Source organism: Patulibacter brassicae, from assembly GCF_033949425.1.
GTDB lineage: Bacteria > Actinomycetota > Thermoleophilia > Solirubrobacterales > Solirubrobacteraceae > Patulibacter > Patulibacter brassicae.
Window position 1 is genome coordinate 1 of the sequence record NZ_JAXAVX010000013.1, and the last position, 26,405, is coordinate 26,405.

Genomic DNA, 26,405 nt, shown 5'->3' on the forward strand with positions numbered 1-26,405 from the left:
GAAGTTCCAGTCGCCGCAGGACTACCTGTTCTCCGGCATCAAGACGATCGCGATGGCGACGTTCGTGGTGCTCGTGGGCTGCTACTACGGCTACCGGGTGCGGGGCGGCCCGGTCGAGGTCGGCACCGCGACCGCGCGGGCGATGATCGTGAACCTCATCGGGATCCACGTCATCGGCATCATCGGCTCGCAGCTGTTCTGGGGCGGCGTCCCGCGACTCCCGATCGGCGGCTGAGGCGTGCTCGTGCTGCGCATCGTCTCCCAGGTCGATCTGGTCCCCGCCCGCCCGCGACTCCCGATCGGCGGCTGACGTGGAGCCGATGACGATCGAGGGCCGCCACGCGCGGCGGACCCGCAACGTCCGGACCCTGGCGGTCGCGGGCCTGGCCATCGTGGTGGCGGGGCTCGTGTACCTGCTGGCGTTCTCCGGCGGCAGCGACTACAAGCTCCACGTCCGCTTCCAGAACGCCGGGCAGCTCGTGCAGGGCGGCCTCGTGCAGGTCGGTGGCGTGAAAGTCGGCCAGATCGACCGGATCTCGATCAGCGACGACGGCCAGGCCGACCTCGAGCTCGGGATCACCGACGAGGACTTCGTGCCGCTGAACGAGGGCACCCGAGCGCAGATCCGCGCCGTCGGCCAGGCCACCCTGACCAACCGCTACGTCGCGCTGACCCCGGGCCCCGACAACCGTCCCGCGCTGCGCGACGGCGCGACGCTCGCGGCGACCGACACCCGCGGGATCGTCGACCTCGACGCCATTCTCAGCTCGCTCGACGGCCCGTTCCGCGAGGATCTGCGCGCGCTCATCCAGCGCAGCTCCGAGGTGTTCGCCGGCTCGGGGGCTCCGTCGTTCAACCGGATGCTCGCGAAGATCGATCCGGCGTTCGCCTCGCTCGACGGCCTCCTCGGCGACCTGCGCACCGACCAGGACGCGATCGACCGCCTCGTCCGATCGGGCGCCACCGCCGCCGGTGCGGTCGCCGACCGCCGCGCGAGCCTCGTGACCGCGGTCGGCCGCACGGAGCGGACCTTCCGCGCCGTCGCCGACCAGCAGCAGGCCCTCTCCGGCGTCCTGCAGCGGGCGCCGGCCGTCCTGCGCCAGGCCGGCGGCACGTTGCGCCGCGCCGGAAGCACCGCGCAGGCGCTGCGCCCGGCCCTGCGGGCGGTGCCCGAGCCGCAGGCCGACCTCCGCGTGCTGCTGCGCCGCCTGCCGAAGGTCCTGCGCCGCACCGACCCGGTCGGCGCGCAGCTCGAGCGGATCCTCGGTCCGCTGCGCACGGCGGTCAACGGCCTGCCGCAGCTCGAGCGGCCGACGGTCGACGGCGCGAAGGCGATCTCGGACGGCCTGGACGAGGCGATGCCGATGCTCGAGGGCCTGCGCTTCTACGGCTCCGACTTCATCCTCGGCATCGTCAACGGCCTCGTCTCGATCGGCACCGGCGGCTACCACCAGCACGGTCACTACCTGAAGATCGAGTTCGTCCAGAGCCCGCAGACCCTGCTCGGCGGCGCGCTCGGCGGCTTGATCCCCGCGCTGGCGAAGATCACCGACGGCGTCATCCCGGGCGTCATCAACCTCGCGACGCACCAGAACCGCCGCTGCCCGGGCGGCAACGCGCCCCCCGCGCCGGACGGGTCCAACCCGTGGTACCCGAAGGAGGGCATCTGCGACCCGACGACGAGCATGTCGCGGCTCGTCAACTCGCCGCCCGCGCTCTGCCGCACGTACAGCCGGTGCGACGGTGACGACCGGTCGCTGAAGCCCGACCCGGACGGCCGCAACCCCCAGCGCCCGACCCCGCCCGCCGGAGCGAGCCGATGAGGCGCCTCGTCCTCCCGACCCTGCTCGTCCTGGCGATCGTCGCCCTGGCCCTCGCGCTGCGCAGCGGCGGCGACGCGAAGCGCTACGAGTTCGACGCCGTCTTCGACACGGCGCGGGGCATGGTGCCGGGGCAGCTCGTGAAGATCGCCGGCGCGCGCGTCGGCCGGGTCGAGGACGTCACGCTGACGTCCGACCGCAAGGCGTCGTTCCGGCTCTCGATCGAGGAGCGCTTCGGCCCGCTGCGCGCCGACGCCTCCTGCAAGATCCTGCCGGAGGGGTTCATCTCCGAGAGCTTCGTCCAGTGCGACGCGGGCTCGGCCGGCGAGCCCCCGCTGGGGCGCGTGCCCGGGCACGACCGGCCGACGGTGCCGGTCTCCCGGACCGAGGTCTCCGTCCAGCTGCAGCAGGTGATCGACACCTTCTCGCTGCCCGTCGACCAGCGCATCCGGGTCATGCTGGGCGAGCTCGGGCTCGCGGCGTCGGGCACCGGGCGCGACTTCAACGCGGTCCTGCGCCGTGCCAACCCGGCGCTGACGCAGGCCAACCGCGTCCTGGCGCTCATCGATCGCCAGCGCACCGCCCTGCGGGACGCGATCGGGCAGACCGACACCGTCCTGGCCGACATGCGCGAGCGCCGCGGCGACGTCCGCCGGTTCGTCGCCGGCGCCGCCGACGTCACCTCGACGCTCGCCGCGCATCGCGACGGCACGCGGGCGTCGATCCGCGCGCTGCCGGGGCTCCTGCGGGAGGTCCGCCTGAGCCTCGGATCGATCGACCGCGTCGGCGACGAGCTGACCCCGACGGCCGCGGCCCTGCGTCGCGCGGTCCCCGAGCTCGTCCGCGTCAACGGGGTGCTGCAGCAGCTGTCGAGGACGGGCCGGCCGGCGCTCACGTCCCTGGCGCGCGCCGCGAAGGCCACGCGCCCGGCTCTGCCGCCCACGCGGAAGGTCGTCGGCGAGCTGAACCGCTTCTCCCAGCGCGCGCTCGAGCCGAGCCGGCTCGCCCGCGAGCTGCTCGTGAGCCTCCGCGACACGGGCGGCAACGAGCAGCTGCTGAACATGTTCTACACGCTGTCCACGGTGTCCGGGCTCTACGACGAGACGTCGCACATGGTCCCGATCATCCTCAGCGTCGCGGCCCGCTGCATCGCCCAGCCCCAGGCGCGCGCGTGCAACGCGAACTTCAACTCCAAGGACGGCGTCGGCCTGCCGATCAACGATCCGGAGTGGAAGGGCTCGATCGCCACGTCCGGGACCACCGGTCCCGTGACGCAGGGAGGCAAGGTCGTGCAGGGCCGCTCGCAGCTGCGCACGACGGCGCCGTCGCTGGACGGTCCGTCGAAGGTCCGCGCCGCCGACCTTCCCGAGGCGACGCGTCGTGACCTCCTGAAGACCCTCGACCGGATGGCGGGCAAGTGATGGCGCGCAGGCCCAGCACCGGTCAGCGTCGCCGCGGTCCCGAGCGGCTCTACCCGTGGATCGGGACGCTCGCGATCATCGGGCTGCTGTTCGCCGTCTACGTCTCGTACACGGCCAACGACGGCGTCCCGGGCGAGCAGTACCGGGAGTTCTCCGTCGACGTCCCGGACGCCAATCGGATCGTGCGCAGCAACCAGGTCCGGATGGCGGGCGTGCGCGTCGGGCAGATCTCGACGATCACGCCGGTGCCCGCGACCGGCGATCACCCCGCCTACGCCCGCCTCGGCGTGAAGGTCGAGCCGGACGCGCCGCGGGTGCCCGCCGACAGCACCGCGAAGGTCCGGCCCGCGTCGATCCTCGGCGCGACGTACCTCGACATCGTCCCGGGCCGCGCCGCAGCGACGATCGCCTCCGGCGGCAACCTCCCGCTCGAGCAGACCTCGGACAACACCGAGCTCACCGACCTGCTCGACGTCTTCGACGCACCCACGCGCCGCAACCTGCAGCAGTTCGTCACGGCGTTCGCCGGCGGCCTCGCCGGCCGCGGCATCGCGCTCGGCGACACGATCCGCGAGGCGAACCGGATGCTGCCGGCGCTCAGCGCGATCTCCCGCACGCTCGAGGCCTCCGACGCACGGCTCGGATCGCTCCTCAGCGCCTACCAGCGCGCGATCGGCGCGTTCGCGGCCGCGGAGCCCGAGCTGGGCACGCTCGTCAGCGACGGCGCGCGGACGTTCGCCGCCCTGAGCCGCAGCCGCGCGTCGCTGGCCCGGACGGTCGACGCGTTCCCGCGGACCGCTCGCGCGACGACCGCCGCGCTCGGCGCGCTGCGCCCGGCGCTCGACGACCTCGCAGAGATCTCGACCGACCTGCGCCCGGCGGCGACCGTGCTGCCCGGCGCCCTGCGGCAGACGAACGCGCTCTTCGGCGACACGATCCCCTGGCTGCGGGTCACGCCGGCGCTCGCGCGTCGCCTGACGACGACCGCCGGCTCCCTGCGGCGCTTCACGGAGCTGCCGCAGACCGAGGGCTCGCTGCGACGGCTGGGCGACGTGCTCGACGCCGCCGGGGTGTTCCTCGAGCGCGTGACGCCGGCCCAGACGGCGTGCAACTACATCACGCTCTTCGGCCAGGGCTGGCACAACGTCTTCGGCACCATCGGCGACGGGGCGGGACCGCCGGTCGGCAACGTCGTGCTGTCGCAGCTGGGCACGAGCCCGCTGGAGCTGCTGCAGAACCCGACGGCCCTGCCGAACCTCCACCAGAACTACACGCCGCACGCGAACGCGCAGGAGTGCGAGTCCGGCAACGAGACGTTCGTCGACGGCCGCCAGCTGCTGACGAACCCGCCCGGCCTGCAGAGCACGCCGACGTTCCGCACCACCATCGATCCGGCCGTCCGGAAGCGCGCGCAGGACGCGGGTCTCTACGACGAGCCGCCGGCCGGGAGCAGCCGATGAGCCCGATGCCCCGCCGTCGCGCGGCCACGCGCGACCACCTGCGGCGCACCGCGCGCCACCGACAGATCGCCGCGGTCGTCGTCGTCCTCGTCATCGCCGGGACGCTCGTCTACGCGTTCGGTCGCCACTCCCTGTTCGCCGGGGGCACGCAGATCAACGCGGTCTTCACCGACGCGAACAACCTCCGCAAGGGCAACCCCGTCCGGATCGGCGGCCTCGACATCGGCCGGGTCACCGGCATCGAGCAGGGGCCGGACGGCAACGCGCTCGTCCGGATCCGGCTGAAGCCCGACGCCCCGACGCTGCGCAGCGACAGCCGGATGGCGATCAAGCCGCGCCTGGCGTTCGAGGGCAACTTCATGATCCAGGCGACGCTCGGGACCCCGGGCGCGCCGGCGCTCGGCGCCAACGACACGATCCCGGTCGGACGGACGACCGTCCCGGTCCAGCTCGACGAGGCGCTCGACGTCCTCGACGCGCCGACGCGCGCGTCCGCGAAGGAGCTCGTGCGGACGCTCGGCGAGGGGCTTGCCCCCGGCGACGACGGCCGGGACTCGGGCGCGGCGGAGCTGCGTCGGGCCACCCGCAAGCTCGACCGCGCGCTGGCCCCGGCCTCGCGCGTGGTCGCCGCGGCCCGTGGCCGGCGCCCCGGCGACCTGGGACGCAGCATCCGCTCGACGGCGTCGCTCACGGAGACGCTCGCCGCCGACCCGGCCGCGCTGGCCCGGATCGTCACGAGCTACGACCGCGTGATGGGGATCTTCGCCGACTCCGACGTCGCGCTGGGCCGGACGATCGCCAACGCCGACGCGATGCTCCGCGCGGCACCGGCGTCGCTCGCCTCGCTCGACCGCGCGCTGCCGCAGGTCGAGGCGCTCGGCGACGCGGCGACCCCGGCGCTGCGGCTGCTGCCGTCCGTCCTGCCCTCGGCGAACCGCGCGTTCGCGCAGCTCGGCGCGCTGACGCTGCCCGGCGCGCTCCCGGCGCTGCTGCGCGACCTCGACGACCCGGTCCGTCGCCTGCCGACCGTCGAGCGCCAGCTCGCGTGGGTGACGCCGAAGCTCGCGCCGCTCGGGCAGTGCCTCGAGCAGCGGATCCAGCCCGTGCTGAACGCGCAGGTGCCGGACGACAAGCTCAGCAGCGGCGACCCTGCCTGGCTCGACGTGCTGCACGCGGCGGCAAACCTCACCGGCACCGCACCGGGCTTCGACGGCAACGGTACGACCTTCCGCGCGGGCCTGTCGCAGGGCGAGTTCTCGCTCCAGGGCGTGCTGCCCGGCGTCGGACAGCTCGTGACCTCGTCGAACAACGCGCTCAGCGGGATGCGGCCGATCTGGCTGGGCAGCGGCGTCCTGCCGCCGAAGCGGCCCGACGTGCCCTGCCTGCAGAACGACCCGGTGAACCTCCGCTCGGAGAGCAACAAGCCGTTCGCGTCGCTCGCCCGCACGCGGATCGCGCCGGACGTCGCGGCCGATCGCCGCGCCGCGAACACCGCGGGGCTGGAGCGCCTGCGCTCGACGCTCCGCGGCCTCGTCGGCGGCGAGGCCGCCGACGCCGTCACCCCCCGTCGCGATCGCGACACCGCCCGGGCCGCCGCCACGGGCGCGGCGGCGATCGCGCGCCGCCTCCTGCCGACCGCGACCGGGAGCGACCGATGAGCCGCTCGCGCAATCCCTGGGTCCTGCTCGGGCCGATCCTCGTCCTCGTCGTCCTCGGCGTCGTCTCCGCCGGCTACGTGCTCGTGAAGCAGCGCTTCCCGGTGCCGTTCCGCGACGTCTACGAGGTCCGCGCGATCCTCCCGGCCGCCGACGGCGTCGCGCCGGGCTTCGGGCAGGCCGTGAGCGTCTCGGGCGTGAAGGTCGGGACGATCTCGGAGGCGTCGATCGAGGGCGAGACCGCCGACGTGACGTTCGAGATCGACCGCACGAAGCTGCCGGCCGTCTACCGCGACGCCCGCGCCGACCTGCGACCGATCACCCCGCTCTCGGACATGCTCGTCGAGCTCGATCCCGGGCACGCGAAGCGGGGACGGATGGCCGACGACGGCGTCATCCCGCTGTCGCGCACGAGCTCGCCGGTCCCGCTCTCGGATCTGCTCTCGACGCTCGACGCCGACACCCGCGGCTTCCTCGAGCAGCTGCTGACCGGCCTCGGCCAGGGCACGAAGGACCGCGCTCCGGACTTCCGCGCGCTGCTGCGCTCGCTCGGCCCGACGGCCGACCAGGTGCGCCGCATCACGACGGCCCTCGACGGGCGCCGGCGCGAGCTGGCGCGGCTCGTCACGAACCTCGCCGACGTCACCGACGCGGCTCGCAGCGACGGGCGCCTCGGCGAGGTCGTCGTCACCGGCAACCGCACCCTCGAGGCGATCGCGCAGGAGGAGACGTCGCTGCGACGCTCGCTCGCCGACCTGCCCAGCACCGTGAGCACCGCCCAGCAGGCGCTGTCCTCCGCGGGGCGGCTCTCCGACGAGCTCGGACCGGCGGCCCGCGAGCTCGTGCCGCCCGTGCGGGAGCTGCCCACGACGCTGCGCGCGCTGAAGCCCCTCACCGACGACTTCACGACGGCCGTCCGCGGCCAGATCAAGCCGCTCGTCCACGAGGCGCAGCCGACCGTCCGCGACCTGCAGCCGACGCTGCGCAACCTCAGCGCGGCGCTGCCCGACGTGTCGCGGATCGTCCAGGCCGCGACGTACCTGACGAACGAGCTCGCCTACAACCCGCCGGGCCGCGACGAGGGGATGCTCTACTGGATCGCCTGGGCGTTCCACAACTTCGGCTCGGCGACGAGCACGGCGGACGCCCACGGCGCGCTGTTCCGCGCGCTCGTGATGGTCAACTGCCACCAGATGACGACGCTGGTCGACCTCGGCCCGTTGTTCAAGGCCCTCACGGGCTCGGCCCAGCTCTGCCCGGCGACCTGAGATGCTGACGAGGATCCCCAGCCCGCGGGAGCTGCTGCTCCCGATCGCGTTCGCCCTGATCGCCGCCGTCCTGGCGATCGGCGTCTGGCGCGGCTTCGGCGGCGTCGTGCCCTTCCAGCCCCAGGGCTACCGGATCACGGCGGACCTGCCCGAGGCCGACTCCGTCCTGGCGAACTCCGACGTGCGGATCGCCGGCGTCGACGTCGGTCACGTCGTCTCGGTCGAGAGCCTCGGCCGCCGTGCGCGGGTCGAGCTGGAGATCGACCCGGAGTTCGCCCCGCTGCGGCGCGACGCGCGGATCGTCGTGCGCTCCAAGACGCTGCTCGGCGAGGGCTACCTCGAGGTGGCCCCGGGCGACCGGAAGGCGGCGCCGATCGCCGACGGCGGCCGGATCCCCGGGTCCGGGGTCGTGCGCGCGCAGCGCCTCGACGACGTGCTGCAGGCCTTCCCGGAGTCCACGCGCCGCGACATGCGCCGGATGCTCGCAGGGCTCGCGGGCGCCTTCGACGGTCGCGCCATGGCGCTGAACCAGGCGCTCGGTCGCGCTCCGGGCGTCGTGGGCAACCTCGAGGCCGTCGCGCGCCGGCTCCAGCGTCAGCAGGAGCCGCTGCGGTCGCTCCTGGGCTCCTCGACCGACGTCTTCGAGGCGCTCGGCAGCCAGGACGCGGCGCTCGTCGGCGCGATCCGCCAGGGGTCCCGCGTCTTCGCGACGACCGCCGCGCGCGACCGCGACCTCGCGGCCCTCGTCGACGCGCTGCCGCCCTTCCTCGGAGACCTGCGCGTCGCGTCGGGCCGGCTGCAGGGCGCCAGCGGCGATCTGCGGCGCGCCGTCGCCGCGCTGCGCCCGACGGCGCCGCTCGTCGCCCCGGCGCTCGTCGCCCTCCGCGACGACACGAAGCGCCTGCAGGCCGGCTTCCGGAAGGTCGCCCCGGCGTTCCGCGACACGACGAAGGCCCTGCCGTCGGTGACCCGGCTGCTCGACGGCGTCGGGCCGTCGCTGGCGAACGTCCATCTCGCCGCGCGCCAGCTGCTGCCGTTCGTGCAGCTGTCGGCGGCCAGCCGCGACAGCTTCGTGGCGAACTTCGCGAACGTCGCCGCGACGTTCAACGGCCGCACGGTGGTCCCGGGCGGCAAGCTCGGCCAGTACGCCGGCGGCATGCTCACGGCGTGGAACGAGATCGTCGGCGGCTGGACGAAGAAGCTGCCGACGAACCGCGCGAACCCGTACCCGCGCCCGGGCGCGACCGACGAGATGGCGCGCGGCGGCCTGCAGGCCTACGACTGCCGCAACCAGAACAACCCGCTGATCCTGCCGCCGTTCGGGGCCGCCCCGACCTGCAAGACGCAGGGCCCGTGGACGTTCAACGGCAAGAGCGCGTCCTACCCGCGCCTGACGCTGCCCGACCCGTAGGCCGGCGACGAGTCCGGCGCCGTCGAGCCGGCGGCGCCGCCGTCGAGCGGGACGGCCGGCGCCGTGTCGTTCGACGTTCGAACATGATGTATGGTGGCGAAGGCCGGACAGCATGTTCGGCCTGCGAGAGCGAAGCGAGGGACGAACGGATGGCGCTGAAGAACACCATCGACCTCCAGGCGGCGGCCCAGGCGCTGCGTCCGTGGCTGGCGGAGCGGTTCGGGGCGGGCGAGGGCGACATCGAGATCGGCGGCATCGAGGTCAACGAGGCCTCGGGCATGTCGAGCGAGTCGGTCCTCTTCGACGTCACGCGGACCGTCGACGGCGAGCGTCGCACCGCCGGCTTCGTCGCCCGGATCGCCCCGCGAGGCGACGGCCTGTTCATGGACTACGACCTCCCCCGCGAGGCACTCGTCATGGACGCGCTGGCGCGGCACACCGACGTGCCCGCGCCGCGGGTCTGGGCCGGCGATGGCGACGAGGCCCTGTTCGGCGCGCCGTTCGTCGTGATGGAGCGCTGCTACGGGAAGGTCCCGCCGGACGATCCGCCCTTCACCGCTTCCGGATGGGTCCTCGACCTCGCGCCGGAGGATCAGGGCCGCCTCGTGGACAACGCCCTGGCGGCGATCGCCGGGATCCATGCCGCCGACCCGGTGGCCCTCGGGGTCCAGGGCCTCGAGCGCCAGGACGTCGGCGCGACCGCCCTCGAGCGCGAGATCGCCTATTACGAGCGCTACTACGCGTGGGGCTCCCGGGGCGTCGCGAACCCGACGGTCGACGCCGGGCTCGACTGGATCAAGGCGCACCTGCCGGCCACGATCGGCACGCCCGAGGACCCCGACGTCATCAGCTGGGGCGATGCGCGCCTGGGGAACATGATGTTCGGCGAGGACCTCGCCGTCACCGGCGTCTTCGACTGGGAGATGGCCTCGCTCGGTCCCCGGGGCGTCGACCTCGGCTGGTTCATCTTCATGAACCGCCACCACAGCGAGGCCCTCGGGCTGCCGCTGCCGCCCGGCTTCCCCGACCAGGCCGGCACGATCGCGCGCTACGAGGAGCTGAGCGGGCACGCGGTGCCCGATGCGGACTTCTACGTCGCCTGGTCGGCGGTGCGTGCCTCGATCATCTTCACGCGCGTGGGGCACTACATGGTGGAGCTCGGGCTCGTGCCGCCCGACGCGCAGATGTGGCTCTCCAACCCGGCCAGCAACCTGCTGGCGACGATCCTCGACCTGCCCGCGCCGAGCGTCGCCTCGTCGGGGTGGGTGACCGGCAAGCGGTGACCGCGATGACCCGCGCACCCCAGCCGTCCTCTTCGCGCCGGCCCGCCGGCGCCTGACGTCCCTCCACGCGAAAGCGATCGATGACTCCTTCCAGCAGTTCCGTGGCCGATGTGATCGTGGCCGGTGGTGGCCACAACGGCTTGGTGGCCGCGTGCTACCTCGCGCGTGCGGGTCTCGACGTCGAGGTGCTCGAGGCCTCGCCGGTGATCGGCGGGATGACCGCGACGAACGAGATGGTGCCGGAGGCGCCGGGTCACTTCATCAACGAGGCGTCGATCCACGCGTCGCTGTTTCGCAACACCGCGATCGACGCGGAGCTGGAGCTGACGTCGAAGTACGGGTTGCGGATGCGTCGCGTGGACCCCGCGCACGTGCATCTGGGGTTCGAGGGCGAGTCGATCGCGATGTGGCAGGACGCCAATCGCACGGCGCAGGAGATCGCGCACTTCTCCAAGAAGGACGCGCGGTCGTGGTTGGACTTCGTGGAGTCCGTGACCGCCGGGGTCGAGATCGGCCTGCCGCTGATGCTCACGAGCGCGGTGCGGCCGGAGCCCAAGCAGCTCGCCAAGGCGCTGGCGAAGATGGGCAAGCACCGCAAGGAGCTGCTGCCGCTGGCGCGGTGGATCCTGCAGGGGCATGCGGAGGCGATCGAGGAGCGCTTCGAGCACCCGCTGGTGCGTGGTCCGTTGACGATCAACCTGCCGTTCATGCCCTTCGACTCCGACGCGTCGGCGTATGCGCTGATCTACCTCGGCGTCTACCACCGGACCGGGGTCGCGATGTTCGAGGGCGGCACCGGCGCGTTCCCGAAGGCCCTGATCGCGTGCTTGCAGGACGCGGGTGGCCGGGTCCGCGCGAACGCCCGGGTGGAGGAGATCCTCGTCGACGGGGGTCGTGCGGTGGGGGTGCGGCTGGAGGGCGGCGAGGAGGTCCGCGCGCGCAAGGCCGTGATGACGTCGTTCTCGCCCAAGCGGGTGCTCGGGGAGCTCGTCCCGCAGGAGCTCCTCTCGCACGAGGACCAGGTGAAGGTCCGCCACATCCCGACGAACGAGACCGGGGCGCGGGACTACAAGCTGAACATCGCGCTGAAGGGCAAGCTCCGGATGCCGCGCCATCAGGAGTGGCGCGCCAGGACGTTCCCGGGCGACACGGTCGATCTGAAGCTGCCGTGCGTCACGTGGAACACGCATGAGCAGGCGTTGGACGCGTTCCGCGCGTGCGTGCGTGGCGAGGTTCCCGAGCACGTCGCCGGTCTGGCGCAGATCACCACCGCGTTCGACCCGAGCATGGCGCCCGAGGGCCACGACACGTACTGGTTCTGGACCGGCCTGACGCCCGGCACCCCGAACGAGGGCTGGGACGTGGCGCGGGACCAGATCACCGAGCGGGTGATCAAGGAGTCCGCGCTCTTCTACGAGGGCCTCGAGGAGCTCGAGATCGGACGCCGGCCGCTCGCGAAGCCGGACATCGCGGAGCGGTTCAACGCGATCGACGGCAACGTCTACCACGTCGATCCGATCATCACGCGCCTCGGGCCGCTGCGGCCCGCGCTGGGGATGGGGAACTTCCAGGCGCCGATCGACGGGCTCTGGATGACCGGCTCGGGCACCCACTCGATCCCCGGGATCTCGGGCATGCCGGGCCACAACGCTTCCAAGACGCTGCTGCGGCAGCTGCGCAAGGAACGCCGCCGCGGGTTCCTGCGCCGCGGCTGAGCGGCGCCACGGCCGTGCCTCGCGGGCGCGGCCGTGCCAACGGCTCCCCACGGGTGGGACGCGGCCGTCCCCGCGCTCGCCGCGCGGCGAGCGCGAGCGCTCGCGGGCGGCGCCCGGGTCAGCCGAGGCCGTCGACGCCCTCGCGCCGGCCCTCCCGGCGCTCGAAGTAGTCCCAGACCTCGACGAGGTTGCCGGCCGGGTCGCGGAAGTAGATCGAGCGGTCCCCGCCGTCGTGCTCGACGGGGCCCTCCACCGCGACGTCGAGCTCGCTCGTCAGCCGGGCGTGGACCGCGTCCAGCTGCGCGGGCCGCGCCGAGACCGCGAAGTGGACGTGGCGCCCGCCCTCGTCGCCGTGCTCGTGCCGGCCGGGGGCCCACAGCCCCAACCGCGTTCGCTCGCCGAGCTTCAGCCAGCGACGGCCGCGCTCGGTGCTCAGCGGCTCGAGCCCGAGCGCCCGCTCGTAGAACGCCGCGAGCGCGTCCGGGTCCTCGGTCTCGAGCGTCAGCTCCACGACATCGTCGACGTCCATGCCGGTGCGCGGGTGCCCGAAGCGGCCGCCGAGCAAACGGCGGGCGCGGGTCCGGCGCGGATCGCGGAGTGCGGGCGGGCGGCGGCCAGCCTCAGCCGGCCGCCGTCTCGTCGACGTCGAGGCCCTCGCGCACGACGCGGGCCGGCACGCCGGCGGCCAGGACCCCGCCCGGCAGGTCGCGGGTGACGACGGCGCCCGCCGCCACGACCGTCCCGGCGCCGATCGTGACGCCGGGGCAGACGATCGTCCCGGCCCCGAGCCACACGTCGTCGTCGATCGTCACGGGGGCCGCCGACTCCCACTCCTCCCGCCGCGAGGCGACGTCGAGCGGATGGGTCGCGGCGAGCAGCTGGACGCGGGGGCCGATCTGGCAGCGGGCGCCGATCGTGACCGGCGCGACGTCGAGCACGAGCAGGCCGACGTTCGCGAACGTCCCGGCGCCGATCCGCACGTCCCCGAACTCGCAGAAGAACGGCGGCCGGACGACGACGTCCTCGCCGACCTCGACGAGCAGCTCGCGCAGCAGGGCCGCCCGCTCGGCGTCGCCGCGACTCGCGCTCGGCGCGGCGTCGTATCGCTCCAGCAGGTCCTGCGTGCGGTCGTAGCCGGCGACGTCCTCCGGGTCGCCGGCGCGGTAGGGCCGCCCCTGCAGCCGGCGGTCGCGCATCTCGCCCATGGCCGGACGCTACCGGAGCCGCTCGCGTCCGCCGGTCGCTCGCGCCGACGATCCGCGACCGGCCCCGCCGCGACGGGCCATGTCGTCTGGACAGTGTGTGCGATACTCCGGCGGCCGGGGCCGCGCCGCTTGCGCTCGCCCGGTCCGGCCGGTGCCGAGCCGGTCGTGGTCACCACCGCACCTCCGAGGATCCCGCTATGGCCGTCAACGCCTTCGCCAACGACCTGGTCGACCTCAACGACGAGCGCCGCGCGCTCGTCGAGACGCTCCGGGAGTACTCGGCGAACAAGGCCGGCACGCCCGAGCAGCGCGCCGCGCTGACCGAGGACGGCATCGAGCAGCACCACGAGGGCGTCTACCGCGAGCTCGCCGAGCTCGGCTTCGTCGGCATCGGGTTCCCGGAGGACCTCGGCGGCGGCGGCGGGTCGATCGTCGACGTCAGCCTCTTCCTCGAGGAGGCGTTCTTCGGCCAGCTGCCGATCATGGGCATCTCGACCTCGCTCGTCGCGGGCGAGGCGATCGAGCGCCACGCCAGCGACGAGCTGAAGCGCGACCTCATCGGGCGCGTCTGCGCCGGCGACACCTTCGCGATCGGCATGTCGGAGCCGGAGGCCGGATCGGACCTGGCGAACCTCCGCTGCAAGGCCGAGCGCGTCGACGGCGGCTGGCTCGTCAACGGCCAGAAGACGTGGAGCTCCAACGCGCACTTCGCCAAGCGCTGCATGCTCATGGTCCGCACGGACTCCAGCGGCCGCAAGCACGAGGGCATCTCGATGCTCGACGTCGACCTCGAGCAGGACGGGATCGACATCCGTCACATCCCGACGATGGGCGGCCGCGAGACGAACGACGTCTTCTACACCGACGTCTTCGTCCCCGAGGACCGCGTCATCGGCGAGATCGGCAACGGCTGGAAGCAGCTCATGGGCGGCCTGAACCGCGAGCGCGTCCTGATCGCCGCGATCTTCATCGGGCATGCGCGGCGCGCGCTGCAGGACCTGCTCGACTACATCACCGAGCGCAAGCAGTTCGGGCAGCCGATCGGCTCGTTCCAGGCGATGCGTCACCGCTTCGCGGAGCTCGCGACCGAGGTCGAGATCTCGCGGCTCATGGTCCACGAGCTGGCGCGACGCCTCGAGGCCGACCCGCGGCGCGTCGGCCCGCGCGAGTCCTCGATGCTGAAGCTCAAGGTCACCGAGGTCGCCAAGCGCGTCGCGCTCGAGGGCGTCCAGATGATGGGCGGCTACGGCTACGCGAACGAGTACGGCATGGAGCGCCACCTGCGGATCGCGCTCGGCGCGACGATCTACGGCGGCACGAACGAGATCCAGCGCGACATCATCGGCAAGACGTACGGCCTCTGACGGCCCGGCGGGTCCCGCGTCCGCCGCGGGGCCGCCGTCCCTCGCGGCCGGCGGCCGAACATCCCGTTCGGTCGTCGAACAACGCGCTAGGGTCTGGGCGTGGCCCCGCGAGCGAGCAAGCCCCTGCAGCCCCCACGGGAGGTGCGGCGGGAGCAGCTCGCGCGCCTCTTCGTGGAGGTCGTCGAGCCGCTCCTGCAGCAGGGCGAGACGTACGCGGAGATCAGCGTCGAGCGCCTCATCACGGCGGTCGACATCTCGCGGTCGACCTTCTACGTCTACTTCGACGACAAGGGCGACCTCCTGCGGGCGATGGTCGAGGACGTCACCCAGGCGTTCGCCGACGCCGCCGCGCCGTGGTTCGAGCTCGGTCCCGACGCGACCCGCAAGGACCTGCGCAAGGCGCTGCAGCCGCTCTTCGACGCCTACCACCAGCACCAGATGCTGCTCGGCGCGATCACGGAGACGGCCGCCTACGACCAGCAGATCCGGGAGCAGCACGCGGCGCTCGTGGACCGGGCGGTCACGGAGATCACGCGGCACTTCCGCGCCCAGCAGAAGCTCGGCCGCGCGGCGCCGCTCGACGCGCCCCGGACCGCCCGCTGGCTCGTCTGGATGCTCGAGCGCGGGCTCTACCAGCTCGTCGCGCCGGCGAAGCCCGCCGAGTTCAAGCGCCTGCTCGACACCGCCACGGACATCGTGTGGCGGGTGCTCTACGAGGGCTACCGCGACGACGCCTGAGCGCGCCGCGGCGGCCGGCCCCGCGTGGGCCCCGGAGGGCCGCGGGAGGTGAGGTCCGGTGCCCGTCCGTCCTGCGGCGCGGTCCGCAACGCGAAGGACGCCGACGCGAGACGCGACGACCCCGGCCGGGGCCGGGGTCGTGGTCCGGGCCCGGGCGCTCCCGGGCCGATCGTGGGCGGCGCGTCCGCGCCGCCCACGCGTGCTCAGTAGGCGGCGGCGTGCCGCTCCGGCGGCAGCCCGCCCTCCTGGGCCATCTTGGCCCAGAGGCGGTCGCGGGCCTTGGCCGGGACCATCGTGTACTGGAACATCCGCGGGAGGGTCCAGGCGGCCGCCGGCTGGTCCTCCTTCACCCCGAGCAGGTGGTGGAGGAGCTTCATGTAGAAGCAGGCCTCGATCATCATGATCGTCGCCGCGACCCAGCGCATCCAGTCCGGCAGCGAGGAGTTGTGGGCGAGGATGTGGATCCAGCCCACGGTGAAGTACGTCGCCGCCATGCCGTAGGCCGGGATGAACAGCACCAGGAGCTGCTTCCAGCCCTTCAGGCGCGGCACCGCGAACGCCAGCATCGCGCCGACGGTGACGAACGACGCCGAGTTGATGAAGGCCCACCAGTAGGGGAAGCCGAACAGCTCGTACGGCTGCAGGCCGTAGTACTCGTAGACGTTGAGGTTGATCCCGATCGTCTCCATGACGGCGTCGAGGATCGCGCCCATCGCGAGCAGCATGAAGAAGTGGCGCAGCTTCGCGCCGTTCTTGATCACGAAGTAGCAGAAGTACGACTGCAGGCCGAGGAACGCGACGTAGCAGAGGGGGATCAGGAGCGGCACCTTGATCCCGAAGTTCGTGTAGACGACCGTCAGGTCGTCGGCCCAGTGGAGGTGCCCGAGCATGTCGAGCATCGCCTCCTCGAGCGAGCAGATCAGGCCGCCGCCCATCACGAGCAACGGGATCCAGTTGCCCTTGGAGGCCGCGCGCAGGGCCCACGGCAGGGCGAAGATCACGACCGCCGCGCCGGCGACGAAGAAGAAGATCAGCTCGTTCGTGACGCCGGCCTCGATGCCCGATGGCAGCGGCGCCACGTTGGGGGGCAGGCCTGGCACGTCGTGGTACGGCGGCGGCGTGTCGCCGATGGCCGCGAGCGTGAAGACGTTCGGCAGCACGGTGGTCCTTTCTCTCCCCGGTCGGCCCGGTGCCGACCGCGTTGCGACGAGCGCGCTCGCGCCACGTCGAGACGACCGTACCACATGGCCGAACACCATGTTCGATCTCTATACACCTCGTACGTCGACCCCGTCCGCGCCGCCGCCGCTCGCTCGCGCGGTGCCGTCGGGGGCCTCGGGGCGTCCCGCGTCCCCGGGCCGCTGCTCGGGTCAGCCGGCGGCGTCCGTCCCGGCGTAGAGCGCGCGCCAGGCGACGTCGGACAGCGAGCGGTGCAGGGCCGCGATCTCCTCCTCGTCGGCGCCCGGGACGAGCTGGTGGAGCCCGCGCTCCACCATCCACGCCAGCCACGCGGCCGTGGTCCGGGGGTCGCCCGGGGCCGCGTGCCCGCGCGCCTGCTGCGCGGCGATGTGCTGCGTCAGCTGGTCGGCGGCGCGCCCCACGATCCGCTCGAGGTTCCGGCGGGCGGCGGGGCTCTGCGCGGCGGCGTCGGCGATCGCCCGGAAGAGCTCCTGGTGCTCGACGTACGACGCGAACAGCGGCTCGAGCGCGCGGTCGAAGTCCGCGCGCCGGGTCGGCCGATCGAGCGCGAACCACGTCTCGGCCGCCTCGAAGACCTCGCGGCTCACGTCGTCGGTCATCGCGTCCAGCAGCGCGGTCTTGTCCGCGAAGTACGCGTAGAACGTCGACCGCGAGATGCCCGCCTCCGTGATGAGCTCGCGGACGCTGAGCTCCGGATAGCTCCGCCCCGCGGCGAGGAGCGGCTCGACGGTGTCGGCGAAGCGGCGGACCAGGCGGCGGCGGCGTTCGTCGGGGCCCGGCTGCAGGGGCCGGTCGCCGGCACGAGGCATCGGCGCCGATGGTACATGGTGTTCGATGGCCGAACGTGCTGTACGGCGAGCGCCCGTCCGGCGTCCGGCGATCAAGCGGCGAGGTGCAACGCGAAGAGCGCCGTGGGCACGGCGACGACGTAGGCGTTGAAGAGCCCCTTGACGACGGGGCGCGCGTGCCGCAGCTCCATGAAGTGCATGCCGACGAGCCAGACCTTCGCGAACGTCACGGCGAGCACCGCGACGATCGCCACGTCGCCCGTGCCCAGGCCGTGGTCGTCGCCCAGCCACCACGACGCGATCGTCGCGACGACGAGGACCGCCAGCACGGCGTAGAGCGCGGAGTTCGGGCGTCGCATCAGCCGTAGAGGTAGAGGAGCGCGAAGAGGACGATCCAGAGCAGATCGACCATGTGCCAGTACGAGGCGCCGGTCTCCACGAGCGAGCGCTCGTGGTCGCTCAGCGCCGGGCGCCGCGTCAGGCGGACGACCCCGGCGAGACCGGCCAGCCCGAGCGTCACGTGCAGCAGGTGGACGCCGGTGAAGGAGAAGTAGTAGAGGAAGAACTCGTTCTCGCGTGCGGAGACGCCGTCGCCGCCGAGGCTCGTGTACTCGTAGAGCTTCAGCGCCCAGAAGAGCAGGGCGCAGCCGAACGCGACGGAGAACAGCCGCCGCGCGGGGACCAGTGCGCCGGCGCGGGCGTGGCGGACGGCGAGGGCGACGGCGAGCGAGCTGCCGAGCAGGACGATGGTGTTCGCGACGCCGACGCCGACGTGCAGGTGGTCCTGGCCGAGCTCGTAGCGCGCCGGATCGTCGGCCTGCAGCAGGACGAGCGCCCCGAACATCAGGGCGAACACCGTCATGTCGGCGAGGATGAAGACCCAGATGCCGCCCTCGCCGGGGGTGCGGCGCGCGTCGGCCGCCGGCTCCGGCTCGGCGGGCCGTACCGCCGCCGCGGGCTCGACCGGGCGCTCGACGGCGCTCACGCCACGGCCTCCGCGGGCGCGCCGGCGGCTGCGTCGTCGCCCTGGCGCAGCGTCCGCAGGAGCAGGATCGAGACGAGCAGGATCCAGCCGCCGAAGATCGCCGCGACGAGCCAGAACGACAGCAGCCCGTCCCACGCCCAGGCGCTCGTCCGGAAGAAGAGCAGCAGGACGCCGGGGAGGAAGAGGAAGGCGACCCAGAAGCTGAACCACGCGGACCAGCGGGGGAACGGCCGGACGGCGCCCCGCTGCAGCAGGACCGCGAGGCCGAACGCGACGCACTGCGCGAAGACCGGCGGGAAGTTGATGACGAACGGGACGAAGGCCGCGTCCATCAGGCCGCTCGTGACCTCGGGCGCGCGCTCGGGCCGGAACGCGATGCCCATGAAGAGCATCGTGGGCATGAGGATCGCGAAGACGCCGACGCCGCCGGCGATGAGCTGCAGCATCGTCAGCGGCCCCGTGTGTCCCTCGATCCGCCGCAGCTGGGCGGAGATCGCGGCCGTGAACGGGAAGAGGAAGCCCGCCGAGATCATCATGAGGCAGAGCCCCGCGCGCTTGAGGTCGGCGTGGCTGCTCCATTGCGCGGCGACCTCGGCCGGCGTCTGCGTCGGCGAGGGGGGCGGAAGGACCTGGGCCATCATCGCCCCGGTGAAGAAGATCACCAGGAAGGCGATGCCCGACCAGGCGCACCACCGCTGAATCCGCGTGCTCGTCACGTGCTCTCCCGCCGGCCGGGCGGCCGGGCTGCGCGCAGCGTACACGATGTTCGATATCCGAACAGGGCGTTGCGGGAGGCGCGTCAGGGCGCCAGGTGCGCACGGGTGTCCGCGGAGACCGGTGTCGTGAGCATCCCCGCGACGACGTCGACCATCGAGCTCGTGAGCATCGCCGCCTCGCGGGCCGACTCCGGGCGGTCGCTGAGCTTCGCGCGGCGCGCGAGCGTGATCGTCACGTAGAGGACCGCGCCGAACCGGCGGTGCGTGGCGGCGGCGTCCGGGGGCAGGACCGGCGCGACGAGGTCCCGCCACCGGGCGATGCTCGGCTGCGGCGCGCCGCGGCGAGCCGTGCGCTCGCGCGTCAGCACCTCGGCGACGATCTGCAGGTACTCGCGACCGCCGTCGTCGTCCTGCAGGCTGGCGGCCTCCGGCAGCACGAGCGCCGCGGCGAGCGCCCGGGCACGGTCCGGGCGAGCGGTCGACGCCGCGGCGTCGAGCAGGGGATCCCGGCGCGCGTCGACGCGGGCGGCGTGCTTGTCGAGGATCGCCTGCAGCAGCCCGTCGCGGTCGCCGTAGTGGTGCTGCAGCGCGACGGCGTTGCGCGCGCCCGACGCGCGCGAGATCTCGCGCAGGCTCACGTTGTCGATCCCGCGCTCGGCGAAGAGGCGCTCGCCGGCGGCGACGAGGCGACGGCGGGCGGGTTCGGGGCTGGGAGGCATGGCGGGGTGCGGCGCCGGGCGCCGGGCGGATCTTCTCGCAGGGGGCGCGCTCGACGGGATCGCGACGGCGGGCCACGGCGTGTGGACGACCTGTCCAGGCGCGTTGCACGAAGTGAAGCACGTGCATTACGATCGCGCCATGGCTGCCACGTCCGAGGTCCTGAAGCCCGACCACGCCGCGTCCACGCGGCACTTCATCTTCGGCGACGAGCACGACGAGCTGCGCGCGTCGATCCGCGCCTTCGTCGACCGCGAGATCGTGCCCCACGTCCACGAGTGGGAGGAGACGACCTTCCCCGACGCGATCGTCCGGCGGCTCGGCGAGGTCGGGTTCCTCGGCCTCTCGGTGCCGGAGGAGTACGGCGGGCAGGGCGGCGACTACTACGCGAACCTCGTGCTCGCCGAGGAGATCGCCCGTGGCGGCTCGGGCGGCCTGCTCATGGGCCTCTCGGTCCACACCGACATGGTCATCCCGCCGCTGCTGCAGTTCGGCAGCGAGGAGCAGAAGCAGCGATGGGTGCCGGCCGGCGTCCGCGGCGAGACGATCTTCGCGCTCGGCATCACCGAGCCGGGGGCCGGCTCCGACGTCGCCGCGATCCAGACCCACGCCGTCCGGGACGGGGACGAGTGGGTCATCAACGGCTCGAAGACCTACATCACCAACGGCCACCGCGCGGGCATGATCATGCTCGTCACGAAGACCGACCTCGACGCCGGCTACGACGGCTTCTCGATCTTCCTCGTGCCGATGGACGCCCCCGGCGTCGTGCGCGAGCAGAAGCTCTCGAAGATGGGCATGCACGCCTCGGACACGGCGCTGCTCGCCTTCCAGGACGTGCGGGTCGGCGCCGACGCGCTGCTCGGGCCCGAGACGGGCAAGGGCTTCTTCCAGATCATGTGGGAGCTGCAGGCCGAGCGCCTGATCGGCGCGGCCGGGTGCCTGGGCTACGCCCAGTACGCCTTCGACAAGGCGCTGGCGTACGCGAACGAGCGCGAGACGTTCGGGCGGCCGCTCGGCAAGCACCAGGCGATCCGGCACAAGTTCGCGCAGATGGCCACGGACATCGCCGCCGCCCGCCAGCTCATCTACGGCACCGCCCACGCGTACGCCAACGGCGCCTACCCGGTCCGGGAGATCTCGCAGGCGAAGCTCAAGGCGACCCAGGTCTCCTTCGAGGTCGCCGACGCGTGCGTCCAGGTCCTCGGCGGCGCCGGCTACATGACCGAGTACGACGTCGAGCGCGTCTTCCGCGACATCCGCCTGTACCGGATCGGGGCAGGCGCCGACGAGATCCTGCTCGACGTCATCGGCAAGAGCTACGGGATCTGAGGCGGGCGCGATGACCGACGTCGCCTCGACGGCGCCGCGCTGGGACGCCCCGCTCTCGCCGGTCGTCCGCTTCACGATCGACCTGCGCTGGCGGGACCTCGACGTCATGGGCCACGTCTGGTCCGGGCGCTACCACGAGTTCCTCGACGAGGCCCGGGGCCACGTGTTCGCGCCGATCGCCGGCCCCGACGGGCTGTTCCCCTTCGTCCTCGCGCGCGTGGAGCTCGATCACCGTCGGGAGCTCCTGCGCGCCGACGACCGCGTCACCGTCGAGGCGGCGATCCTCGCGATCGGCCGCTCGTCGGTGACCGTGGGGCATCGGGTCCTGCGCCCCGACGGCGCGGTCGCGGCCGAGGGGACCTCGCTGATGGTCGCCTTCGACCTCGAGCGGCGGGTGGCGCGGCCGGTGCGCGACGACGAGCGGGCGGCGCTGACCGCCGGTGCCTGACCCCGCCCGCAGCGGACCCGCCTCAGGCCGGAACGGCGGCGCCCTCGTCGCGGGCGACGTCCAGCGGCGACGCCATCCGGCGCTCCTCCGCGCGCCCGGGACAGCGCCGCGCGACGAGCGCCGCGCCGAGCAGGAGCACCGCGGCCACGATCGCGAAGCCCCACGTCCATCCGGCGATCACCCCGTCCTGGACGATCCGGGTCAGCGCCGCCCCGTCGGGGCGCTCCGCCGCGAGCTGCAGCGCCGCGGCCGGGGACGCCAGCAGCGTCTCGCCGACCTGCTCCGGCAGGGTGGCGACGTGATCGTCGACGGACCCGCGGTAGGCGGCGTTGAAGGCGGAGCCGGCGATCGCGATCCCGAGCGCCGCCGACAGCTCGCGCGAGAGGTCGTTGACCGCCGACGCGACGCCCTGCTTCTCGCGCGGGACCGACTCGATGATCATCTCGGTCGGGGGCGCCATCGCGAGCCCGACGCCGGACCAGATGAGGCCGGCGCCGATCGCGAAGGTCCAGTAGCTCTCCGTGCCGCCGATCGCCATCCCGGCGCAGACCGCGGCGCCGAGCGCCGCGACGAGCATCGCGAGGACGATCACCGCGCGGCGCCCGACCCGGCGCGCCAGCAGCGGACCGAGCGGCGTGAGGGCGTAGCCGAGGACCGGCGGGACGACCCCCAGCGCGCTCTCCAGCGTCGACGAGCCCAGGACGTAGCCCTGGTACTGGATCGACAGGAAGAACAGCGCGAAGTGCGCGAAGAAGAGGAAGAAGAGCGCGCCCGCTCCGGCGCCGAAGCGGCGGTCGAGCAGCAGGCGCACGTCCAGCAGCGGGTTCGGGTGGCGCAGCTCCCAGCGCACGAACGCCAGGAGCAGCGTCGCGCCGACGCCGCCGGCGACGAGCGTCGTCGCGCCGAGCCAGCCGTGGACGGGGGCCTCGGTGACCGCGAGCGTCAGCCCGCCGACGGCGCCGACCGACGTGAGGGCGCCGACCGGGTCCAGGGCGACCTCGTGCTCGGCGGTCGTCTCCGGCACGAGGGCGAGGGTCAGGACGGTGACGAGTGCCGTGAACCCCGCGATGAGCAGGAAGGGCGCCCGCCAGGTCCACCACTCGACGCCGACGGAGAACACGAGCAGGCCGACGACGGCGCCGATGATCACCGAGACCGCCCAGAGCCCGACGGCGACCTGGCGTCGCTCGGGCGGCAGCGTGGCCGTGATCGTCGCCAACGTGCCGGGGAAGAGCAGCGCGGCGCCGATCCCGGCCAGCAGCCGGCTCGCGATCACCGCGTCGACGGAGTCCGCGCCGCCGGTCCAGGCGACCGCGGCGACGAGCACCACGAGCCCGACGAGCATCCCGCGTCGGCGGCCGTAGCGGTCCAGCAGCGCTCCGGCCGGCAGGAGCAGCGCGGCCACCGCGAGCGGGAACGCGTCGGTGATCCACTGCAGCCGGCTCTGGTCGCCGCCGAGGTCGCGGCCGATGTCGGGCACGACGGCGATCGCGCCGGCCGTGAGGCCCATGATCACGGCGATCGAGGCGCAGCACGTCCCGACCATCAGCGCGTCCCGCACCCGCGAGCGCGACGCGTCGGACGGAACGGGGGCGTCGGGGGCGGGCATCGGCGGCGGGTCCGCCGGCGGGCCGTGGACCGGCCGCGCGTCGCGGAGCTCTCGGCAACATACATCTTGTACGAAAATGCGAGGCGAGGTGCGTGCGGACGTTCGCGCGCAGGGGCCGTTCCGGGGACCGGCGAGCTGGCGCGCCGCCGCTGCTACGGTCGGTCTGGACGGACTGTCCGAGCGGCCTGGGGAGGCACGGCGTCATGAGCTCTGATCGCGACATCCACGAGCGGCGCGCCGCCCTGCGCGCGCGGTTCGGCACCTGGACCCCGCAGACCCTCGACGGCTGGCTCACCGCCTGCGCGGAGCGCTTCGGCGACCGTCCGCTCGTCGTCGCCGACGACGTGACGTGGACGTACGCCGAGGTCGACGCGCGAGCGTCGCGCCTGGCCGACGGGCTCGCCGCCGTCGGCGTCCGGCCGGGGGACCACGTCGGCCTGCTCATGGCGAACGAGCCGGAGTTCGTGCCGCTGAAGTTCGCGATCGCCCGCGCCGGCGGGGTGGCGATCCCGTTCAACTACCTCTACCGCGAGGAGGAGCTCGCCTACGTCCTCGGCCAGTCGCGCTGCCGCGTGCTGGTGACGATGACGGGGTTCGCCGGGCTCGACTACCCCGCGATGCTCGACGCCGTGGCGCCGGGGTGGGCGGAGCGCGCCGGCGAGGCGCCGGTCGGCGCGCCGCTGGCGGACCTCGTCCGGGTCGTGCAGCTGGAGAACGCCGGGCCGGCCCGCCCGGGGGCGCTGACCGTCGACGGCCTCGAGCAGCTCGGCGCCGACGCGCCGGGCAGCGCGCGGATCGGGGTCCGTGGCCCCGACGACGTCGGCGACATCCTCTACACGTCGGGCACGACGGGCTCGCCGAAGGGCGTCCAGGTCACCCACGACGCCGTCCTGCGCACCGCGCACGGCTCCGCGCTGACGCGCGCGTTCGAGGACGGCCGGCGGATCCTGTTCTCGCTGCCCTGCTACCACATGTTCGGCTACGTCGAGGGCCTGCTCGCGGCCACGATGGTCGGCGGCGCGGTCGTGCTGCAGACGGCGTTCGACCCGCGGGCCTACCTCGACGGCATCGAGCGCCACCGCGCCACGGACATCCTCTGCGTGCCGACGATGACCGTCGCGCTGCTCGAGCAACCCGACCTCGCCGAGCGCGACCTCTCGTCGCTGCGGGCGATCCTCTCCGGCGCCGCCCCGGCGCCGGTGTGGCTGTGGGAGAAGGTCCGCGACGCGCTCGGCGTCGACGAGATCGTCACGGGCTACGGGATGACGGAGACCGGCGGCGCGATGACGCTCACCCTGCCCGAGGACGAGCTGCTCGTGAGCTCGACGACCGTCGGCCGGCCGAAGATCGCCGGGGCCGCCGGCCTGCCGCAGGGCGACGGCCCGCTGATCGAGTACCGCACCGCCGACCCGGTCACGGGCGAGCACCTCGCCGCGGGCGCCGAGGGCGAGCTCATCGCGCGCGGCCCGACGACGATGGTCGGCTTCTGGGACAAGCCGGAGGAGACCGCGAAGGCGCTGCGCGACGGGTGGGTCCACTCGGGCGACCTCGGAATCGTCCGCGAGGACGGCTACCTCGAGATCACCGGCCGCAGCAAGGAGCTCTACAAGAGCGGCGGCGAGCTCGTGATGCCGAAGGAGATCGAGGAGCTGCTGAGCCGCCACGACGCGATCAGCCAGGTCTACGCCATCGGCGTGCCCGACGACCGCTGGGGCGAGGCGGGCTGCGTCTGCGTCGTCCGCCACCCGGGCGCGACGATCGACGCGGACGAGGTCCTCGCGCTCTGCCGCGAGCACCTCGCTCGCTTCAAGGTGCCCAAGCACGTCCTGTTCCTCGACGCGGACGACCTGCCCACGACCCCGACCGGCAAGGTCCAGAAGTTCCGGCTCGTGCGCCTCGCCGCCGACCGGCTCGCCCCGGCGGAGCGCTGACGTGGTCGCCACGGACCGCGCGCCGAAGCGCGTCTCCTTCGCGCTGGAGGACGACGGCCTCGGCCGCCTCCGGCTCATCGCGCCCGCGCGGCGCAACGCCATCGACCTGCGCTGGGTCCACGAGCTGGCCGCCGCGGTCGTCCGGGCGCGTGCGGCCGATGACCTGCGCGCACTGTTGATCACGGCGGAGGGCCCGGCCTTCACGGTCGGCGGGGACCTGCGGTTCATCGTCGAGGACCCGGCAGGGGTGGCCGAGCGGCTCGACGCGATGATCGCGCCGTTCCACGCCGCCCTCGGGGACCTCGGCGAGCTCGACGTGCCGATCGTCACCGCGGTGCAGGGCGCGGCCGCCGGCGGTGGGCTCGGCCTCGCGTGGCTCGCCGACGTCGTGCTCGTCGCCGAGGACCTGAAGCTCACCACGGCGTTCGACCGGCTCGGCCTCAGCGGCGACGGGAACTCCAGCTGGTGGCTGCCGCGCCTCGTCGGGCTGCGGCGCGCCCAGGAGCTGCTGGTCGGTGGGCGCCTGCTCGGCGCCGAGGAGGCCGTCGCCTGGGGGATCGCCACGCGGTCGGTGCCGGTGGCCGAGCTCGAGGCGGCGGCGCTGGCCGAGGCGCGTCGGCTCGCCGCGGGCCCGACCCGTGCGCTGGGCCGGATGCGCCGGCTCCTGCGCGAGGCCGACGGGCGCGACGTCCGGGCCCGCCTCGTCGAGGAGGCCGCGGCGATGCGCGAGCTCGCACGGACCCCGGACGCCCAGGAGGGCCTGCGGGCCTTCGGCGAGCGCCGGGCCCCGCGGTTCACCGGCGCGGGCGTCCCCGGACCCGGCCGGGACGGGGCCGCGGACCCGGCGCCGTCCGGTGGCGCGGCGGCCGCCGCGGGCGGGGCGGGGGACGGCGAGGACGTGATCGTCGGGCTCGTGCGCCGGCTCTACGCGGCGCTGGCCGCCGGCGACGAGGCCGCGCTGCGCGAGCTGCTGGCGCCCGGCTTCGAGGGCCGGCTCTCCGCGGGCATGCCCGACGCGCTCGGCGGGGTGCGCCGGGGTCCCGACGCGATGATCCGCGAGGGCTGGTGGGCGATCGGCCGCCGGTTCGCGGTGCTCGCCGAGCCGGAGCGCTGGATCGTGGGTGACGACGGCCACAGCCTCACCGTCCTGGGGACCTATCGTGGTCGGGCGCGCGAGGACGACCGCGCGGTCGAGGCCGCGTTCGCGCACGTGTTCCGTCGCGAGGGCGACCGCCTCGTCGCGCTCGAGCAGGTCACCGACACCGCCCGCTGGGGCTGACGGACGCGGCGGCTCCCGTTCGGTTTCCGTTACGGGGCGCCGATAATGGACATATCGTCC

The 26,405-nt window shown here is 73.6% G+C and carries 24 protein-coding genes; 15 read left to right on the plus strand and 9 right to left on the minus strand.

Annotated elements, in window-relative coordinates:
- The 9 genes from SK069_RS17125 to SK069_RS17165 all read left to right on the plus strand — a co-directional run.
- On the plus strand, positions 1-235 hold a 235-nt coding region (locus tag SK069_RS17125), incomplete at its 5' end, for an ABC transporter permease (RefSeq protein ID WP_319955473.1).
- An 85-nt stretch (positions 236-320) separates the two neighbouring features.
- Positions 321-1,823, plus strand: a complete 1,503-nt coding sequence (locus SK069_RS17130; protein ID WP_319955474.1) for an MlaD family protein — start codon at positions 321-323, stop codon at positions 1,821-1,823.
- Positions 1,820-3,241 carry an MlaD family protein gene (locus tag SK069_RS17135; protein WP_319955475.1) on the plus strand — a complete coding sequence of 474 codons (1,422 nt, stop codon included), beginning with the start codon at positions 1,820-1,822 and terminating at the stop codon, positions 3,239-3,241. Before SK069_RS17130 ends, SK069_RS17135 begins: the two co-directional genes overlap by 4 nt.
- On the plus strand, positions 3,241-4,701 hold the full coding sequence (locus SK069_RS17140; RefSeq protein WP_319955476.1) for an MlaD family protein: 1,461 nt from the start codon (positions 3,241-3,243) through the stop codon (positions 4,699-4,701). Before SK069_RS17135 ends, SK069_RS17140 begins: the two co-directional genes overlap by 1 nt.
- Positions 4,698-6,359 carry an MlaD family protein gene (locus tag SK069_RS17145; RefSeq protein WP_319955477.1) on the plus strand — a complete coding sequence of 554 codons (1,662 nt, stop codon included), beginning with the start codon at positions 4,698-4,700 and terminating at the stop codon, positions 6,357-6,359. The genes SK069_RS17140 and SK069_RS17145 overlap by 4 nt, the downstream gene beginning before the upstream one ends.
- Positions 6,356-7,624, plus strand: a complete 1,269-nt coding sequence (locus SK069_RS17150) for an MlaD family protein (RefSeq protein ID WP_319955478.1) — start codon at positions 6,356-6,358, stop codon at positions 7,622-7,624. Before SK069_RS17145 ends, SK069_RS17150 begins: the two co-directional genes overlap by 4 nt.
- 1 nt (position 7,625) lies before the next feature.
- A complete protein-coding gene (locus SK069_RS17155) occupies positions 7,626-9,035 on the plus strand; it encodes an MlaD family protein (RefSeq protein ID WP_319955479.1) in 1,410 nt (469 codons plus the stop codon).
- A 149-nt stretch (positions 9,036-9,184) separates the two neighbouring features.
- Positions 9,185-10,318: a phosphotransferase family protein gene (locus SK069_RS17160; RefSeq protein ID WP_319955480.1), complete on the plus strand. Its 1,134-nt coding sequence runs from the start codon at positions 9,185-9,187 to the stop codon at positions 10,316-10,318.
- Between the two features lie 101 nt (positions 10,319-10,419).
- The gene (locus SK069_RS17165) at positions 10,420-12,033 is read left to right on the plus strand and encodes a phytoene desaturase family protein (RefSeq protein WP_319955481.1); all 1,614 of its coding nucleotides are present in this window, start codon (positions 10,420-10,422) and stop codon (positions 12,031-12,033) included.
- Between the two features lie 118 nt (positions 12,034-12,151).
- Here the strand turns inward: SK069_RS17165 and SK069_RS17170 are convergent, their stop codons facing one another.
- Together SK069_RS17170 and SK069_RS17175 are read right to left on the minus strand one after the other, a co-directional pair.
- Positions 12,152-12,562, minus strand: a complete 411-nt coding sequence (locus tag SK069_RS17170) for a VOC family protein (protein WP_319955482.1) — start codon at positions 12,560-12,562, stop codon at positions 12,152-12,154.
- A gap of 91 nt (positions 12,563-12,653) precedes the next feature.
- The gene (locus SK069_RS17175; protein WP_319955483.1) at positions 12,654-13,238 is read right to left on the minus strand and encodes a sugar O-acetyltransferase; all 585 of its coding nucleotides are present in this window, start codon (positions 13,236-13,238) and stop codon (positions 12,654-12,656) included.
- Positions 13,239-13,435: 197 nt separating this feature from the next.
- Here SK069_RS17175 and SK069_RS17180 point away from each other — a divergent pair, with 197 nt between their 5' ends.
- Positions 13,436-14,602 carry an acyl-CoA dehydrogenase family protein gene (locus SK069_RS17180; RefSeq protein WP_319955484.1) on the plus strand — a complete coding sequence of 389 codons (1,167 nt, stop codon included), beginning with the start codon at positions 13,436-13,438 and terminating at the stop codon, positions 14,600-14,602.
- 99 nt (positions 14,603-14,701) lie between these two features.
- Positions 14,702-15,340 (plus strand): TetR/AcrR family transcriptional regulator, encoded by a 639-nt coding sequence (locus SK069_RS17185; RefSeq protein ID WP_319955485.1) that lies wholly within the window; start codon positions 14,702-14,704, stop codon positions 15,338-15,340.
- A 203-nt stretch (positions 15,341-15,543) separates the two neighbouring features.
- On the opposite strand, the gene SK069_RS17190 is transcribed toward SK069_RS17185, so the two are convergent.
- The 6 genes from SK069_RS17190 to SK069_RS17215 form a co-directional block, all read right to left on the minus strand.
- Positions 15,544-16,500: a hypothetical protein gene (locus SK069_RS17190; protein ID WP_319955486.1), complete on the minus strand. Its 957-nt coding sequence runs from the start codon at positions 16,498-16,500 to the stop codon at positions 15,544-15,546.
- 210 nt (positions 16,501-16,710) lie between these two features.
- Complete coding sequence (locus SK069_RS17195) at positions 16,711-17,349, minus strand: TetR/AcrR family transcriptional regulator (RefSeq protein WP_319955487.1); 639 nt, start codon at positions 17,347-17,349, stop codon at positions 16,711-16,713.
- 71 nt (positions 17,350-17,420) lie between these two features.
- The gene (locus SK069_RS17200; protein ID WP_319955488.1) at positions 17,421-17,687 is read right to left on the minus strand and encodes a cytochrome C oxidase subunit IV family protein; all 267 of its coding nucleotides are present in this window, start codon (positions 17,685-17,687) and stop codon (positions 17,421-17,423) included.
- Positions 17,687-18,313: a cytochrome c oxidase subunit 3 gene (locus tag SK069_RS17205; RefSeq protein WP_319955489.1), complete on the minus strand. Its 627-nt coding sequence runs from the start codon at positions 18,311-18,313 to the stop codon at positions 17,687-17,689. Before SK069_RS17205 ends, SK069_RS17200 begins: the two co-directional genes overlap by 1 nt.
- On the minus strand, positions 18,310-19,074 hold the full coding sequence (locus tag SK069_RS17210; protein ID WP_319955490.1) for a hypothetical protein: 765 nt from the start codon (positions 19,072-19,074) through the stop codon (positions 18,310-18,312). Before SK069_RS17210 ends, SK069_RS17205 begins: the two co-directional genes overlap by 4 nt.
- A 38-nt stretch (positions 19,075-19,112) precedes the next feature.
- Entirely contained in the window at positions 19,113-19,748 is a 636-nt protein-coding gene (locus SK069_RS17215; RefSeq protein ID WP_319955491.1) for a helix-turn-helix domain-containing protein, read from the minus strand.
- 139 nt (positions 19,749-19,887) lie between these two features.
- Here SK069_RS17215 and SK069_RS17220 point away from each other — a divergent pair, with 139 nt between their 5' ends.
- Both SK069_RS17220 and SK069_RS17225 read left to right on the plus strand, forming a co-directional pair.
- On the plus strand, positions 19,888-21,078 hold the full coding sequence (locus tag SK069_RS17220; protein WP_319955492.1) for an acyl-CoA dehydrogenase family protein: 1,191 nt from the start codon (positions 19,888-19,890) through the stop codon (positions 21,076-21,078).
- A 10-nt stretch (positions 21,079-21,088) separates the two neighbouring features.
- Positions 21,089-21,526, plus strand: coding sequence for an acyl-CoA thioesterase (locus SK069_RS17225; protein WP_319955493.1), 438 nt, complete (start codon positions 21,089-21,091; stop codon positions 21,524-21,526).
- Positions 21,527-21,548: 22 nt separating this feature from the next.
- On the opposite strand, the gene SK069_RS17230 is transcribed toward SK069_RS17225, so the two are convergent.
- The gene (locus SK069_RS17230) at positions 21,549-23,135 is read right to left on the minus strand and encodes an MFS transporter (protein ID WP_319955494.1); all 1,587 of its coding nucleotides are present in this window, start codon (positions 23,133-23,135) and stop codon (positions 21,549-21,551) included.
- A gap of 203 nt (positions 23,136-23,338) precedes the next feature.
- Between SK069_RS17230 and SK069_RS17235 the strand changes: the two genes are divergently transcribed.
- Together SK069_RS17235 and SK069_RS17240 are read left to right on the plus strand one after the other, a co-directional pair.
- Entirely contained in the window at positions 23,339-25,066 is a 1,728-nt protein-coding gene (locus tag SK069_RS17235; RefSeq protein WP_319955495.1) for a class I adenylate-forming enzyme family protein, read from the plus strand.
- A 1-nt stretch (position 25,067) separates the two neighbouring features.
- On the plus strand, positions 25,068-26,345 hold the full coding sequence (locus SK069_RS17240; RefSeq protein WP_319955496.1) for an enoyl-CoA hydratase-related protein: 1,278 nt from the start codon (positions 25,068-25,070) through the stop codon (positions 26,343-26,345).
- Positions 26,346-26,405 lie beyond the last annotated feature (60 nt).

Excerpts from the sequence above, each read along its gene's own strand:
- SK069_RS17215 (WP_319955491.1), bottom strand. The coding sequence starts at position 19,748 with ATGCCTCCCAGCCCCGAACCCGCCCGCCGTCGCCTCGTCGCCGCCGGC.
- SK069_RS17140 (WP_319955476.1), top strand. The coding sequence starts at position 3,241 with ATGGCGCGCAGGCCCAGCACCGGTCAGCGTCGCCGCGGTCCCGAGCGG.
- SK069_RS17130 (WP_319955474.1), top strand. The coding sequence starts at position 321 with ATGACGATCGAGGGCCGCCACGCGCGGCGGACCCGCAACGTCCGGACC.
- SK069_RS17230 (WP_319955494.1), bottom strand. The coding sequence starts at position 23,135 with ATGCCCGCCCCCGACGCCCCCGTTCCGTCCGACGCGTCGCGCTCGCGG.
- SK069_RS17225 (WP_319955493.1), top strand. The coding sequence starts at position 21,089 with ATGACCGACGTCGCCTCGACGGCGCCGCGCTGGGACGCCCCGCTCTCG.
- SK069_RS17200 (WP_319955488.1), bottom strand. The coding sequence starts at position 17,687 with ATGCGACGCCCGAACTCCGCGCTCTACGCCGTGCTGGCGGTCCTCGTC.
- SK069_RS17180 (WP_319955484.1), top strand. The coding sequence starts at position 13,436 with ATGGCCGTCAACGCCTTCGCCAACGACCTGGTCGACCTCAACGACGAG.
- SK069_RS17195 (WP_319955487.1), bottom strand. The coding sequence starts at position 17,349 with ATGCCTCGTGCCGGCGACCGGCCCCTGCAGCCGGGCCCCGACGAACGC.
- SK069_RS17155 (WP_319955479.1), top strand. The coding sequence starts at position 7,626 with ATGCTGACGAGGATCCCCAGCCCGCGGGAGCTGCTGCTCCCGATCGCG.
- SK069_RS17160 (WP_319955480.1), top strand. The coding sequence starts at position 9,185 with ATGGCGCTGAAGAACACCATCGACCTCCAGGCGGCGGCCCAGGCGCTG.
- SK069_RS17235 (WP_319955495.1), top strand. The coding sequence starts at position 23,339 with ATGAGCTCTGATCGCGACATCCACGAGCGGCGCGCCGCCCTGCGCGCG.
- SK069_RS17175 (WP_319955483.1), bottom strand. The coding sequence starts at position 13,238 with ATGGGCGAGATGCGCGACCGCCGGCTGCAGGGGCGGCCCTACCGCGCC.
- SK069_RS17145 (WP_319955477.1), top strand. The coding sequence starts at position 4,698 with ATGAGCCCGATGCCCCGCCGTCGCGCGGCCACGCGCGACCACCTGCGG.
- SK069_RS17150 (WP_319955478.1), top strand. The coding sequence starts at position 6,356 with ATGAGCCGCTCGCGCAATCCCTGGGTCCTGCTCGGGCCGATCCTCGTC.
- SK069_RS17220 (WP_319955492.1), top strand. The coding sequence starts at position 19,888 with ATGGCTGCCACGTCCGAGGTCCTGAAGCCCGACCACGCCGCGTCCACG.
- SK069_RS17170 (WP_319955482.1), bottom strand. The coding sequence starts at position 12,562 with ATGGACGTCGACGATGTCGTGGAGCTGACGCTCGAGACCGAGGACCCG.
- SK069_RS17135 (WP_319955475.1), top strand. The coding sequence starts at position 1,820 with ATGAGGCGCCTCGTCCTCCCGACCCTGCTCGTCCTGGCGATCGTCGCC.